Annotated in this window: 11 protein-coding genes and 2 pseudogenes; 10 read left to right on the top strand and 3 right to left on the bottom strand. The window is 65.2% G+C overall.

Annotated elements, in window-relative coordinates:
* Window positions 1–113 precede the first annotated feature (113 nt).
* The 4 genes and pseudogenes from ACVDG8_RS18085 (at window position 114) to ACVDG8_RS18070 (ending at window position 3,408) form a co-directional block, all read left to right on the top strand.
* Entirely contained in the window at window positions 114–995 is an 882-nt protein-coding gene (locus ACVDG8_RS18085; RefSeq protein ID WP_447255891.1) for a branched-chain amino acid ABC transporter permease, read from the top strand.
* Window positions 992–1,952 (top strand): annotated as a pseudogene (locus ACVDG8_RS18080) (branched-chain amino acid ABC transporter permease). Before ACVDG8_RS18085 ends, ACVDG8_RS18080 begins: the two are co-directional and overlap by 4 nt.
* Window positions 1,949–2,674: an ABC transporter ATP-binding protein gene (locus tag ACVDG8_RS18075; RefSeq protein ID WP_447255890.1), complete on the top strand. Its 726-nt coding sequence runs from the start codon at window positions 1,949–1,951 to the stop codon at window positions 2,672–2,674. Before ACVDG8_RS18080 ends, ACVDG8_RS18075 begins: the two are co-directional and overlap by 4 nt.
* An 11-nt stretch (window positions 2,675–2,685) precedes the next feature.
* Window positions 2,686–3,408, top strand: coding sequence for an ABC transporter ATP-binding protein (locus tag ACVDG8_RS18070; RefSeq protein ID WP_447257377.1), 723 nt, complete (start codon window positions 2,686–2,688; stop codon window positions 3,406–3,408).
* Here the strand turns inward: ACVDG8_RS18070 and ACVDG8_RS18065 are convergent.
* The gene (locus ACVDG8_RS18065; protein WP_447257376.1) at window positions 3,405–4,781 is read right to left on the bottom strand and encodes a sodium:proton antiporter; all 1,377 of its coding nucleotides are present in this window, start codon (window positions 4,779–4,781) and stop codon (window positions 3,405–3,407) included. The genes ACVDG8_RS18070 and ACVDG8_RS18065 overlap by 4 nt on opposite strands.
* A gap of 79 nt (window positions 4,782–4,860) precedes the next feature.
* The gene (gene pncA, locus ACVDG8_RS18060; protein ID WP_447255889.1) at window positions 4,861–5,475 is read right to left on the bottom strand and encodes a bifunctional nicotinamidase/pyrazinamidase; all 615 of its coding nucleotides are present in this window, start codon (window positions 5,473–5,475) and stop codon (window positions 4,861–4,863) included.
* A gap of 288 nt (window positions 5,476–5,763) precedes the next feature.
* Between pncA and ACVDG8_RS18055 the strand changes: the two genes are divergently transcribed.
* The 6 genes from ACVDG8_RS18055 to ACVDG8_RS18030 are packed head-to-tail and all read left to right on the top strand — an operon-like array spanning window position 5,764 to window position 12,843.
* Window positions 5,764–6,621, top strand: a complete 858-nt coding sequence (locus tag ACVDG8_RS18055) for an FAD binding domain-containing protein (RefSeq protein WP_447255888.1) — start codon at window positions 5,764–5,766, stop codon at window positions 6,619–6,621.
* On the top strand, window positions 6,618–9,386 hold the full coding sequence (locus ACVDG8_RS18050) for a molybdopterin-dependent oxidoreductase (protein WP_447255887.1): 2,769 nt from the start codon (window positions 6,618–6,620) through the stop codon (window positions 9,384–9,386). The genes ACVDG8_RS18055 and ACVDG8_RS18050 overlap by 4 nt, the downstream gene beginning before the upstream one ends.
* Entirely contained in the window at window positions 9,383–10,924 is a 1,542-nt protein-coding gene (locus ACVDG8_RS18045) for a 6-hydroxynicotinate reductase (RefSeq protein WP_447255886.1), read from the top strand. Before ACVDG8_RS18050 ends, ACVDG8_RS18045 begins: the two co-directional genes overlap by 4 nt.
* Complete coding sequence (locus ACVDG8_RS18040) at window positions 10,924–11,808, top strand: UPF0280 family protein (RefSeq protein WP_447255885.1); 885 nt, start codon at window positions 10,924–10,926, stop codon at window positions 11,806–11,808. The genes ACVDG8_RS18045 and ACVDG8_RS18040 overlap by 1 nt, the downstream gene beginning before the upstream one ends.
* Window positions 11,801–12,385, top strand: a complete 585-nt coding sequence (locus tag ACVDG8_RS18035; RefSeq protein WP_447255884.1) for an amino acid synthesis family protein — start codon at window positions 11,801–11,803, stop codon at window positions 12,383–12,385. The genes ACVDG8_RS18040 and ACVDG8_RS18035 overlap by 8 nt, the downstream gene beginning before the upstream one ends.
* A complete protein-coding gene (locus ACVDG8_RS18030) occupies window positions 12,382–12,843 on the top strand; it encodes a MarR family winged helix-turn-helix transcriptional regulator (protein WP_447255883.1) in 462 nt (153 codons plus the stop codon). Before ACVDG8_RS18035 ends, ACVDG8_RS18030 begins: the two co-directional genes overlap by 4 nt.
* On the opposite strand, the pseudogene ACVDG8_RS18025 reads toward ACVDG8_RS18030, so the two are convergent.
* Window positions 12,844–14,537, bottom strand: a pseudogene (locus tag ACVDG8_RS18025) (hydantoinase B/oxoprolinase family protein).
* Between the last annotated feature and the right edge of the window lies 1 nt (window position 14,538).

Below are 14,538 nucleotides of genomic sequence, written 5' to 3'. Positions count from 1 at the left end.
TCCACCTGCTTTGGCCATTGGCGAAAGCCTTGGTGACATCCAATCTCCCCCTTGAGGGGGAGATGCCCGGCAGGGCAGAGGGGGTGCGCTTGGCACTGGCCTGCGTGTAGCCCATGCATTTCGGTCCCCACCTCCTCCTCGCCGCCCTCGAAGGCCTCGTCACTTCCGCCGTACTCGCGCTGACGGCGCTCGGGCTGTCGCTGGTGTTCGGCGTCATGCGTGTCGTCAATGTCGCGCATGGCGAGTTTTTCATGCTGGGCGCCGTGCTGGCCTGGGCGATCTCGACCGCGATACCGGGCCATCCGACGCTCGGCTTCCTGGCGGCGCTGGTGCTGGCGCCGCTGATCGTCGGCGCGATTGCGCTGGTCGCCGAGCGCCTGGTGCTGCGCCGGCTGAACTACAATCCGGAAGCCACCATCGTCGCCACCATCGGCATGCTCTACATCATCCAGCAGCTGGCGCTGACCTTCTACGGCCCCGAGGCGCGCCCCGTCGAGCCGCCGTTCAGCTACCGCATCCTTTTGCCGTGGTTCGGCTATTCCGGCTACAAGCTCTCGATCGTTGCGGCCTCAGCCGTTCTGCTTGTCATCACCTGGCTGGTGCTGACCCGCACGAAAATCGGCTTGATCATGCGCGCCACCCAGTACGACCGCGAGACGGCGCAAGCCTTCGGCATTCCGGTCGAGCGCGTCTATGCCGGCGTCTTCGCCGTCGGCGCCATGCTGGCGGCGATCGCCGCCGTGCTGATTGTGCCGATCAGCCAGGCGCATTATCTGATGGGGCAGGATCCGCTGCTGCTGTCCTTCATCGTCGTCATCATCGGCGGCCTCGGCTCGCTGCGCGGCACCGTGGTTGCCGGCATCCTGATCGGCCTGTCCGACGGCATCGTCTCGATGTTCTTCTCGCCGACGCTGGCCAAGATCATCGCCACGCTGGTCGTCGCCATGGTGCTGGTGTTCCGGCCGCAAGGGCTGTTCGGGACCCAGCAGCGATGAAGGATGCTGCGCCGGCAAAAATCTATGCCCTGCATATCGGCGTCATCGCGCTTCTGTTCGCGCTGAACTTCGTCCTGCCGGATTATCACCAGGGTCTCTTTGCCCGCATCATGGCGCTGGCCGTCTTCGCCATGGGCTACAATCTTCTGTTCGGCTATGTCGGCCTGCTCAGCCTCGGTCACGCGATGTTCTTTTCCGCCGGCCTCTATGGTGCGGGCTTGACCGTCTACCATCTCGGCTGGGGCGTGCCGGAAGCCTTTGTCGCGGGCACCGCATGCGGCGCGCTGCTGGCTTTGGTCATTGGCCTGCTGGCGCTGCGCACCTCCGGCGTGGCGTTCATGATCGTCACCATGATGTTCGCGCAGGTTTTTTCCTGCTCATCCTCTATTTCGCCGCCTGGACCGGCGGCGATCAGGGCCTGGTCATCCAGCAGGCATCGCGGGTGATTGCGATCGGCGGCGCTTCCTTCGACCTTACCAATCCGACTGTGCGCTACATGAGCGCGCTGGCGCTGTTTTCGGTCGTGCTGCTCGTCACTTTGGCGATCGTCCGCTCCCGCTTCGGCCGCGTTCTGGTCGCTATCCGCGAGAACGAGGAACGTACCAAAATGCTCGGCTACGACACGGTCGCCAACAAGCTTGTCGCGGTCGTCGCCTCGGGCGCCATCTGCGCGGCTTCGGGGGCGGCTTATGCGTTGCTGTTCGGCTATGTCGGCTCGAGCTTCGCCGGCGTGCAATACTCGATCCTGCCCTTGCTGTGGGTGCTGCTCGGCGGCGCCGCGACAGCGCTCGGGCCGCTCGTCGGCACGCTGTTCATGTACTATGTCACAGACATCACCAGCGGCTTCACCTCCGCCTACCTGCTGATCGTCGGCATGGCTCTCATCCTTCTGGTGCTGTTTTTCCCAAAGGTATTCTTGGCAGCATCCGCCAGCGCTGGCTCGGGTGGCTGCCATGACGCCGCTTTTGACGACCAAGGGCCTGTCGCGCAATTTCGGCGGGCTGCGTGCGGTCGACAACGTCGACTTCGCGCTGATGCCGGGCGAAATCCGCGCGGTCATCGGCCCCAACGGAGCGGGGAAGACCACCTTCGTCAGCCTGATCAGCGGCCGCATCCAGCCGTCTGCCGGCATGATCGTCTTCGACGGCGCCGATATCACGGGCCTGCCGGCCTATGCCCGCGTCCGCATGGGCATCGCCTACACGTTCCAGATCACCAGCATCTATGCCAACCTGTCCGTCTACGCCAACGTCGCGCTGCCCGTGCAACTGACACTGCGGCATGGCTATTCCAAGAGCGCGATCCAGGCCGCTGTCATGGCGGCGCTCGAATGCACCGGCCTGGCCGACCGCGCCCACATGCCGGCAGGGCAGTTGTCCTACGGCCACCAGCGTTTGCTGGAGGTGGCGATGGGTCTGGCACTGAAGCCACGCCTGCTGATCCTCGACGAGCCGACGCAGGGGCTGGCCGACAGCGAGATCGACAATTTCATCACCCTGGTGCGCGAGATCGCCAAGGACGCCACGGTGCTGTTGATCGAACACAACATGCCTGTCGTCATGCAATTGGCCGACCGCATCACCGTCTTCAATGCCGGCAGGATCCTGGCCGAAGGCACGCCGGAAGAGATCCGTGAAAACGCGGCGGTGCAGGAAGCCTATCTGGGGACCGCCCCATGATTGAAACCAACATGACGGAGACGAGCAAGACGGAAGCATTGCGGATCGCCGGGCTGGACTGCTTCTATGGCGAGGTCCAGGTGCTTTACGGCCTCGATCTCGTGTTGAACAAGGGCGAGGTGCTGTGTCTCTTCGGCCGCAACGGCGCCGGCAAGACGACGACACTCAAGGCCATCATGGGGCTGGTGCCGGCGGCAGCCGGATCGATCAAACTGGGCGGCAAGGAGCTGACCGGGCTTGCCGCGCATGATGTGCCGAAGGCCGGCGTCGCCTATGTACCGCAGGGCCGGCGATTGTTCGCCGAGATGACGGTTGCCGAAAACATCGAGATCGGCCTCATGGCGCGCGGCAAGGGCAGGGCGACACGTGAAAGCGTGCTGGACCTCTTCCCATTGCTGCGTGAGCGCCTCAGGCAGCGCTCCGGCACGCTGTCCGGCGGCGAGCAGCAGATGCTGGCCATGGCGCGCGCGCTCTGCCTCGAACCACAGGTGCTGTTGCTCGACGAACCGACCGAAGGATTGATGCCGACGATGATCGCCAAGATCCGCGAGACGGTGGCGAAACTGCGCGATCTCGGCGTCTCGACCATCCTGGTCGAGCAGCGCGTCGATGCTGTGCTCTCGGTCGCCGATCGGGTTTGCTTCATCGAAAATGGCCGGAACCGCGAGACGGTCGATGTCGAGGCATTGCGCGCCGATCCGTCGGCCGTCCGGCGCTATGTCGGCGTCGGCTAAAAGAACAAAAAACCCGCGATCAGAAAAATCGGGACCAGCACGAGGCCCGACCACGCCATGTAGCCGAAGAAGCCGGGCATCTTCACCCCGCCGTGGCGGGCGATCGCATAGACCATGAAGTTCGGCGCGTTGCCGATATAGGTGTTGGCGCCCATGAAAACGGCGCCGGCCGAAATCGCGGCGAGCGTCGAGGCGGCCTCGGTCATCAGGTGTCTCGCATCGCCGCCGGCAAGCTCGAAGAACACCAGATAGGTCGGCGCGTTGTCGAGGAAGGACGACAGCGCCCCGGTCAGCCAGAAATAGGCGACGTCGTTGGGCTGGCCATTGGCCGAGGTCACCAGCGACACCAGCGGCGCCAGCGCACCGCCAGGCCCGGCGCGCAGGATGGCGACCACCGGCACGATGCAGATGAAGATGCCGGCAAAGAGTTTTGCCACTTCGGCGATCGGTCCCCAGTTGAAGCCGTTGGCGGCGCGGTACTCCTTGCGGGATACGGCGAGCGAGACGAAGGCAAGGATCAGGATGATCGCGTCGCGCACGAGGTTCTGCAATTCCAGCTCGACGCCGAAGACCGGGATGCTGATGCCGGGTTTCCAGCTTGCTGAAAGCAGGATGGCGCCGATCACGCCGGCGAGCAGCGGCAAATTGGGCAGGCCGCGGAGGCGCACTTTCGAATCCGGCGTCGGGTCCTTGATCTTCGGCGCGCCGGCTTCGCGGCGGTGCAGGACGATGTCGATCGCCAGGAAGACCGCCAGCACCAGGCCGCCGACGAACAGCGTGTCGGGCAGGATGTGCACCGTCGTCCAGAAGAAATCGACACCGCGCAGGAAGCCGACGAACAGCGGCGGATCGCCGAGCGGCGTCAGCGAGCCGCCGATGTTGGAGACCAGGAAGATGAAGAAGATCACCACATGCGCGTTGAACGGCCGGTTGTCATTGGCGCGCAGGATCGGCCGGATCAGGATCATCGAGGCGCCTGTGGTGCCGATGACCGAGGCCAGCATCGCGCCGATCAACAGCAGCCCGGCATTGACCAGCGGCGTGCCGTGGATGTTGCCGGCAAGCAGGATGCCGCCGGAAATCGTGTAGAGCGCGAAGAGCAGGATGATGAAGGAAAGATATTCCGTCAGCAGCGTATGCAGCACCGCCTCGCCGGCTATCGGACCCCCGAAGGCGACCGCCAGTGGAACCACCACCAGCGTCGCCCATCCGGCGGCGATCTTGCCATAGTGATGTTCCCAGAGATGGGGAAACAGCAGCGGCCCGGACGCAATCGACAAAAGCAGGCCGGCAAAGGGCAGCGTCCACCAGAGCGACATGGCAGCGCCCGGCAGTTCGTGATTTTCAGCAGCGAAAGCCGGATACACCGGCATGACGAAGGCAGCGGTGGCCAAGCCGGCCACCAGTTTCTTGGTCAATGTGGTGAAGCTCCCCCTTTGCCTCACAGTCAGTTCATTCCGAGGAATGATCTTCGAGCGTCACGCCGGCTTCGCGCATGCGCTCCAGCATCGCATCGACCGAGCCGTTGAGGTCGATGCCGCGGCAGGCGTCGAGCCGCACCGTGGTCTTGAAACCCTGCTTCACGGCGTCGAGCGCCGAGAAGGCGACGCAGAAATCGGTGGCAAGCCCGACCAGCGTGATCGTGTCGATGCCGCGTTCCTTGAGATAGCCGCCGAGGCCGGTCGGCGTCGCATGGTCGTTCTCGAAGAAGGCCGAATAGCTATCGATCGCGGTGCGGAACCCCTTGCGGATCACCAGTTCCGCCTTGGTCCAGGCAAGCCCCGAATGAAAATCGGAGCCAAGGCTGCCCTGGATGCAATGATCCGGCCACAGCGTCTGCGGCCCATAGGGCATTTCGATGGTTTCGAAAGGCTGCTTGCCGGGATGGCTGGAAGCGAAGCTCGAATGTCCGGCTGGATGCCAGTCCTGGGTCAGGACCACATGTTCGCTATGGCGGATCAGGTCGTTGACCAACGGCACGATCTCGTCGCCGCCGGCGACCGCAAGCGCGCCGCCGGGACAAAAATCGTTCTGCAGGTCGATGACGATGAGCGCTTCTTCAGCCATGCGGCCTCCCTCTGGTTTCGGCTCGGGCTCCAGTCAAGAAAGCCGCTCGCGCGACCGGAGGCAGAACCTTGACCAGATGGCCGGCGGCGTCAACCTCCGACGGGATAACAAATGCGTTCAGCGCGACTTGGCCAGGCGCGGGCGCGAACTCTTGCTTTGACAATTCCAGTCGGCCTGATATCATTTGCATACGAATGAATTTGACAGGTCTCGATGCCGGCGGAAGGCCCACGGCAAGGCGCTTTGGGCGGGCCAATTCGGGGAAGGCCCAGATTGGGAAGGCAAAGCGTGATCCGTTACGCGAAACCCACCACGGTCGACGAGGCGCTCGCCTTGCTTGGCGAGGACCGCTGGCGCATTCTTGCCGGCGGCACGGATTTCTATCCCGCGCAGGGCGTAAAACCTTTCCGTGACAACATCCTCGATATCAATGGTCTGGCAGCTTTGCGCGGCATCGCCGAGACGGACGAGCACTGGCGCATCGGCGCCCGCACCACCTGGACCGACATTGTCCGCCAGCCGCTGCCGGCGGCATTCGATGCGTTGAAGGCGGCCGCGCGTGAGGTTGGCTCAGTCCAGATCCAGAATGTCGCCTCGGTTGCCGGCAATCTTTGCAACGCCTCGCCGGCAGCGGATGGCGTGCCGGCGCTGCTGGTGCTCGACGCCGATGTCGAGCTGAGGTCCGCGCAGGCGACCCGCCAACTGCCGCTTGGCGAATTCATCCTCGGCAATCGCCGCACCGGGCTGCAACCGGGTGAGATGGTTACGGCGATCCGTGTGCCGAAGCGCTCCGCCACAGGGGTGTCGTCCTTCGTCAAGCTCGGCGCGCGGCGCTACCTGGTCATTTCCATAGCCATGGCAGCAGTGCGACTGGTAATCGAGGGTGGCGTGGTCGCCGATGCGGCAATCGCCGTCGGCGCCTGTTCCGCCGTCGCCCGCCGTCTTGCCGGCGTCGAGGCGGCGTTGCGTGGGCTACCTGCCACGGCCGCGCTCGCCGATGCGGTACTGTGCGCGCCGATCGAGGAACTGGCACCGATCGCCGATGTGCGCGGCAGCGCCGAATACCGGCTGGACGCTGCGCGCGAGATCGTCGCCCGCGCAGTGCGCGCCGCTATCGGCCCGAGCGAAGGCAAGGTGGCCGCATGAGTATGGCCCAATCAGGCATGGAACGCGCCGACATCGCTTTTGAGGTCAATGGCGCCGGCGTTAGCGTCTCGGTGGCGCCGGTCAGGCGGCTGTCCCAGGTTTTGCGTGACGAGTTGCGGCTCACCGGCACCAAGGTCGGTTGCGATGCCGGCGATTGCGGCGCCTGCACGGTGCTGGTCGATGGCAATCCCGTCTGCGCCTGCCTGGTCCCGGCCGCTTCCGTGTCGGGCGCTTCGGTCACCACGGTCGAGGGTCTCGCCAATGGCAGGCTTTCGGCGTTGCAAGCCTCCTTCCTGGAGCACGGCGCTGCACAATGCGGCATCTGCACGCCGGGCCTGCTGGTGGCGGCCACGGCGCTGCTGGAGCACAACCCCACCCCCAGCGAGGCCGAGACGCAGGACGCGCTGGGCGGCGTGCTCTGCCGCTGCACGGGTTATCGGAAAATCGTCGCGGCGGTGATGCAGGCCTCGAAACATATGAACGGCGTCGATCTTCGCCTGCCTGAAGTTGGCCACGCCGTCGGCGCCTCGCCGATCCGGCTCGATGGCGTGCCAAAGGTTACCGGCGACGAGAAATTCGGCGGCGATAGCTTCCCGACCGATGCGTTGTCGGTGCTGGTGGTCCGCTCGCCGCACTATCATGCCGGCTTCAGCTTCGGCGACCTCGGCGCCTGGACGAAGGCGCATCCCGGCATTGCCGGTATCTTTACCGCCGCCGATATCCCCGGCAAGAACTGCTTTGGCGTCATCGGCCCCTTTGCCGACCAGCCGGCGCTGGCCGAAGGTTTTGCCCGCCTGCGTGGCGAGGCCGTGGCGCTGGTGGCCGGCGAGCGCGAGGCGATCCTCGATCTTGATCTCACCGATTTTCCGATCGTCTGGACCGAACGGCCGCATCTGCTGCAGCCGCGCGAGGCGACAGCCGAAGGTGCTGCTCTGATCCACCAGCATCGCCCGGCGAACCTGCTCACCTCCGGCTATGTCGAACGTGGCGATCCCGATGGCGCGCTCGCCAGCGCCGCCGTCACGGCGTCGGGCGCCATCGAGACCTCCTTTGTCGAGCATGCCTATATCGAACCGGAAGCCGGCTACGCTTATATGGATGGCGACACGCTCGTCGTCGTCGCCTGCACCCAGGCGCCCTACATGGACCGCGATGACACGGCCAAGGTGCTCGGCCTTCCCGTCGAAAAAGTCCGCATCGTGCCGACCGCCACCGGCGGCGGCTTTGGCTCCAAGCTCGACGTTTCGTTGCAGCCGCTCATCGGCCTCGTGGCGATGAAGACGGGCCGGCCGGCGGCCCTTGCCTACACGCGCAACGAATCGATGATGTCGACCACCAAGCGCCATCCGGCCGAGATGAAGGCGACCATCGGCACCGATACCGACGGCCGCGTCACCGGCATGGTCTTTGAAGGTGATTTCAACACCGGCGCCTATGCGAGCTGGGGTCCGACCGTCGCCAACCGCGTGCCGGTGCATGCATCCGGCCCCTATGCCACGCCGAACTACCGGGCGACGGGCTACGCCATCCACACCAATGGCCCGATCGCTGGCGCCTTTCGTGGCTTCGGCGTGCCGCAGGCCACCATCATGCAGGAGACGCTTTATGACGAGCTCGCCGGCAAGCTCGGCATCGACCGGCTCGATTTCCGCTTGAAGAACTGCCTGCGCGATGGCTGCGAGACGGTGACCGGGCAGCGCCTGGAGTCAGGCGTCGGCATTGGCGCGTGCCTGGAGCAGCTTCAGCCGCATTGGGCGCGCGCTTGCGCCGAAACCGAAGCCTTCAACGCGACCAGCACGGCCAGCAAACGCGGCGTTGGCGTCGCTTCCTGCTGGTATGGCTGCGGCAACACCTCGCTGCCCAATCCGTCGACCATCAAGGTCGGCATCTCGACCTCAGGCGAGGTCATATTGCATCAGGGCGCGGTCGATATCGGCCAGGGCTCGAACACGGTCATCACCCAGATCTGCGCCGACGCGCTCGGCCTGCCGCTCGAACGGTTCCGGCTGAAGAGCGCCGACACCGCCATCACCCCCGACGCCGGCAAAACATCGGCATCGCGCCAGACCTTCGTGACCGGCAAGGCGGCTGAAAAAGCCGGCCGCGCCTTGCGTGAAAAGATCCTGCGCTTCGCCAACGTCTCGGGCGAAGCGACGATCGCGCTCGATGGCTCCAGCCTTTCCATCCGCGAGGGCGATGCGGCGCGGCGCATCGATCTGTCGGCGTTGAAGGCCGATGCCGACGGTCTGGTCTTCATTGCCGAGGAAACCTACGACCCGCCGACGCTGCCGCTCGACGCCAAGGGCCAGGGCAAGCCTTACGCCGTCTACGGCTATGGCGCGCAGATTGCCGAGCTCGAGGTCGATCTCAAGCTCGGCACGGTGAGGCTTATCAGGATCACCGCCGCGCATGATGTCGGCAAGGCGATCAACCCGATGCTGGTCGAGGGTCAGATCGAGGGCGGCATCGCGCAAGGCATCGGCATGGCGCTGATGGAGGAATACATCCCCGGCCGCACCGAGAACCTGCACGATTATCTCATCCCGACCATCGGCGACGTGCCGCCGATCGAGCACATACTGGTCGAGGTTCCGGACCCGGAAGGTCCGTTCGGCGCCAAGGGCCTGGGCGAGCATGTGCTGATCCCGACCGCGCCGGCGATTCTCAACGCAATCCGCCACGCCACCGGCGTGCTGGTGACTAAGGTGCCGGCAACGCCGAGCCGTATCCTGGCGGCAATCCACGACAAGGAGGCGCGCCGATGAGCGAGCTCGCCGAACGTTTCGAAACCCATGATCCCGGCGAAAAGCAGGTGGCGGAGAAGATCCGCTGTGATGCCTGCCCGGTCATGTGCTACGTCGCCGACGGCCGCACCGGCGCCTGCGATCGCTACGGCAATGTTGGCGGCCGTATCGTGCGCATGGACCCACTGACCATCCTCGACCACGCGGCCGAGACTGGCGGCGCGGTGGTGCCGTTCGTCGCGGAGGGCGAGGAATGGGACGGCGAACTGGTCAACTCCGGCCGCCGCTTCGTCACCGCCATCGGCGCCGGCACCACCTATCCGGATTATAAGCCGGCGCCCTTCATCGTCAGCCAGGAGGTCGAGGGCGTCGATCTCGTCACCGTCGTCACCGAAGGCATCTTCTCCTACTGCGGCGTCAAGGTGAAGATCGATACCGACCGTCACATCGGCGACGAGACGGCGATCGTGCGCGCCGCAGGCGAGGCGATCGGCCACGTCACCACCGGGGAATACGGCTCGCAGATGCTGTCGCTCGGCGGCGTCCATCACCTCACCGGCGGCTCGAAAGCCGAGGGACGCGCGACTTGCGATGCGCTGCTCAACCTATGCAACCGCAAGCCGGTGGAGCTCACCATCGACGGCGGCGCGACGGTCATCGTCGAGGCCGGCAAGGCGCCGGTTATCGACGGCAAGATCGAGCACCGCATGCGCGTCGGCTGCGGTTCGGCCACCATCGGCATGTTCGCCACCCAATGGCGCGGGCTGGTCGACGAGGTGGTGGTGGTCGACGACCACATCACCGGCGTCGTCTCCGAGCATCAGGCCGGCAAGGTGCTGGGCTGGGAGAACACGGGCATCAAGATCGTCGGCCGCCGCTCGACGCCGGGCCGTTATTTCAAGGTGTCGGAGCCTGGCCTCGGTTGGGGTGGCACTTCGATTTCCGACCCGCTGTCGATCCTCGGCGACTGGAACGCCAAGAAGGGCGCGCGCCCCGGCCTGTCGCTGCTGATGGTTTCGACCACCGGCGAGCAATTCGCCTATTACGAACTCGATGACGATCTGAAGCCGGTCGAAAAGCCGTTCCCGGAGCGGCTGCAGAAATCCGTCGGCCTGATCGAGGACAATTGCGAGCCGGCGTTGTGCACCGTGCTGTTCATCGGCGGCGCCGGCGGTTCGCTGCGCGCCGGCGTTACCGAGAACCCGGTCAACCTGACGCGTTCGGTGCAAGGCTTGAAGACCTATGTCACGGTCGGCGGCGCGCCAGTCTATGTCTGGCCAGGCGGCGGCATCACGCTGATGGTCGATGTCACCCGCGTGCCGGAAGGCGCTTTCGGCTATGTGCCGACCCCGGCTTTGGTCGCGCCGATCGAATTCACCATGCGCCGCGACGACTATGTCCGGCTGGGCGGCTATGAGAGCGAAATCCGCAGCGTCGAGGATATCCTTGCCAGGGGCGGTGAATACCTCAATCCGCGCAGCAACACCGGCGCGCCGGTCAACAATCCCTGGCCGCCATTGGCGCAACTGCGGCGCGCCGCGGCGAACGGTGCCGGCTGATGCAGGGCCCGCAAGCGCACTGGCTGCAGGACGGCAAGCGGCTCCATCTCAACCATGGGCCGATCGACCTGATCGTCGAAGCTTTCGGCGAGGCGGATGAGTGTCGCGCCGCCTACACCCAGGCCATCGAGCGCTTCCAGACGATCCTGATCGAACTGGTCAAGGAGCTTCCTGAATTGCGGCTGCCGGCATTTTTCCTGGCGCCGCGCACCTTTGACGGTCCGACGGCGCGCCGCATGGAAGCAGCCGTCACGCCGCTGGCGGAATGCTTCATAACACCGATGGCCGCCGTGGCAGGATCGGTAGCCGACGAAATGCTCGCCGCACTGCTTGCCGGTCGCAAGCTCGATCGCGCCTATGTCAACAATGGCGGCGACAGCGCTCTCCATATCGGCAAGGACCAGTCCATGAACCTGGCGATCGCCGGTACCGGCAACGGTATGGCCGACCGCATCACCATTCGCTCAGCAGACGGCGTGCGCGGCGTTGCCACCAGCGGCTGGCGCGGCCGCTCCTTCTCGCTTGGCATTGCCGACGCCGTCACCGTGCTGGCGCGCACCGGCGCCGAGGCCGACGCGGCGGCAACGCTCATTGCCAACGCCGTCGACCTGCCCGGTAATGCCGCCATCAAGCGCATTCCTGCGCAAGAATTGGCGCCCGACAGCGATCTCGGCACACGGCTGGTGACACAAGCCGTCGGCGCGCTTGCACTTGGCGAGGTGGCGCGGGCGCTGGACAATGGCTTCGCTGTCGCCGAAGATTTTCGCCGGCGCGGCTTGATTGCCGCCTCGGCGCTGTTTCTTGGCGGGGAAGCCCGCATCAGTGGTTCCATGGCGCTTGCCGCGCCCAACAAAAATCCAGGGAAGGAAGTTGCGCATGCCTGAGTTTCCGATCCGCAAGATCGCGGTTTTGACCGAGGAGATCTTTCACGATGGCGGGCCGCTCGCAGCGGCCCCACGCCAACGCGCCGCGGCCGTGGCGTTGGTCAAGAACCCGTACGCCGGCCGTTACGTGGAAGAGCTGCAGAGCGCCATGGACGATCTGAAGCCGCTTGGCCTGCTGCTCACCGACAAGCTCATTGCCGCACTGGGCGGCGACGTGAAGCAGATCGACGGCTACGGCAAGGGCACCATCATCGGTACGTCCGGTGAACTCGAGCACGGTGCGCTGTGGCATGTCCCGGGCGGCTACGCCATGCGCGAGCGGCTTGGCGACGCCAAGGCGATCGTGCCGTCGGCGACCAAGGTCGGCGCCTTCGGTTCAAAGCTCGACGTGCCGCTCGGCCACACCAACGCCGCCTATGTGCGCAGCCATTTCGACGCCATGGAGGTCGGCCTCAGCGACGGTCCGCGTCCCGACGAAATCCTGTTCTGCCTCGCCATGGCCTGTGGCCCGCGTGTTCACGACCGCATGGGCGGCCTGGCGGCCAAGGACATCAAGGCGTGGGATGGCTTACGATGAGCGGCGAGGACAATCTGCTCAAGCTCGTCGAGGCCGAAGAACCTGACGATCTTGATTACCGCTTGCAGAACCAGGTCGGCTTCATCCTGCGCAAGGCGCATCAGCGCCATGTCTCGATCTTCGCCGCGCACATCGCCGATCTGACACCGCCGCAATTCGCCGCCTTGGCCAAGCTCTACGACATCGGCGAAACCTCGCAGAACCAGCTCGGCACGCTGATCGCCATGGATGCGGCCACGGTCAAGGGTGTCATCGATCGTCTGAAGGCACGCGGCCTGGTCGACCTTACCAAGCACGAACACGACAAAAGGCGGCTGCTGGTCGCTTTGACGCCGGAGGGCCGCCAGGCCATCGAGCGGCTGATCCCGCTGGCCCGCGCCATCACCGAGGAAACGCTGGCGCCGCTGACCGCCAAGGAAGCCGCGACTTTTCTGCGGCTGCTGGCAAAGCTGGCGTGATTAGTTAGCCGGGTCGGACCCGAACATCTCCCTGGCCTGCTCGGCTGTATAATAGCCAAGCCGGACATCCTCGGCGACCTGCTTCGGGTCACGTTCGCGCGGATCGCCATAGCCGCCGCCGCCCGGCGTGCCGACGCGCACGCGGTCGCCGGCCTTGAGCGCAATGTCCTGTTCCTTGAAAGATGCGGCGGCACATGCGCCTCGCCGCCACGGAACACCGTCACGGTGTTCGGCGCGCCGTCCTTGCCGCCAAGCGCACCCTGCGGCCCGAAGCGGCCGTGATCCATGACGAAGGACGCGCGGGCGTCCCCTCGCAATATCTCCACCTCATAGGCGAGCCCGAAGCCGCCGCGATGCTTGCCGGCGCCACCCGAGCCTTCGCGCAGCGCGTAATGCCGATAGAGCACCGGAAACGCCTGCTCCATGATCTCGACCGGCGGCGATTTCGAAATGCCGATGGTCGAGCAGCCATTGCTCAAGCCGTCATGGCCGGCATTGCCGCCATAGCCGCCGCCCGAGATCTGGTACATGACATAATCGCGGCCGCGCGCCGGGTCGTTGCCGCCGAGCGCGAAATTGCCGCTCGAGCCGGCGGGCGACGCCGTCACCTTCTCAGGCAATGCCTGCACCATGGCGGCGAACACGGCTTCCGCGATACGCTGCGAGACTTCCGCCGCGCAGCCCGAGACGGGCCGCGGATATTTGGCGTCGAGGAACGTGCCTTCCGGCCGTTTGACGTTGAGCGGTTCGAAGGCGCCGGCGCTGATCGGCACGTCCGGAAAAATATGCCGCATGGCGAGGTAGACCGAAGACAAGGTCGTCGCCAGCACGCTGTTCATCGGCCCGGCGCAAGGTTTTGACGAGCCGGTGAAATCGAAGGTCAGCGTGTCGCCGTTCTTCTCGACCGCCAGATTGATGGTCAACGGCTCGTTCACCACGCCGTCGGAATCGACGAAGGCCTGCGAGCGGTAGGTGCCGTCCGGTATCGCCGCGATCGAGGCGCGCATCTGGTGGGCGGCGCGGCGGCGCAATTCGGCGATCGCCTCGACGACGGTTTCGTCACCGTAACGATCCAGGATTTGATTGAGCCTGTCCTGGCCGATCAGCAAGGCGGCCGCCTGCGCGCGGATGTCACCGATGCGCTGGTCGGCGACGCGGATGTTCGAGCAGATGATGGCATAGATCTCCGGATCGAGCACGCCCTTCTTGAACAGTTTGACCGGCGGCAGCCGCAGGCCTTCCTGCTCGACGGCGGTGGCCGAGGCGGAAAAGCCGCCCGGCACCGAGCCGCCGATATCTGGCCAATGTCCGGTGTTGGACAGCCAGCAGAAGATATTGCCGCCGCGGTAGACCGGCATGGCGAAGCGCACATCCATCAGATGCGTGCCGCCAAGATAGGGGTCGTTGACGATGTAGATGTCGCCTGGTTCCGGAGCGAGGCAACGGCCGTCGGCGATCATCTCGATCACCGTTCTGGTCGAATATTGCATGACGCCGACGAACACCGGCAGACCCTGGCTGCCTTGCGCGATCAGCGAGCCGTCGACGGCCGAATAGATGCCATCCGAGCGGTCATTGGCTTCCGCGATCACCGGCGAGAAGGCCGCGCGGGAGAAGGTGAGGTCCATCTCGTCGCAGACCTGCTGCAAAGCCGCCTGGAGGACTGAAAGCGTAATGGCGTCGAGCTTTTGCATC

This window comes from Mesorhizobium sp. ORM8.1 (genome assembly GCF_053005525.2).
Note: the sequence above shows the minus strand (reverse complement) of the source record. Positions and strands in the feature narration are given on the sequence as shown.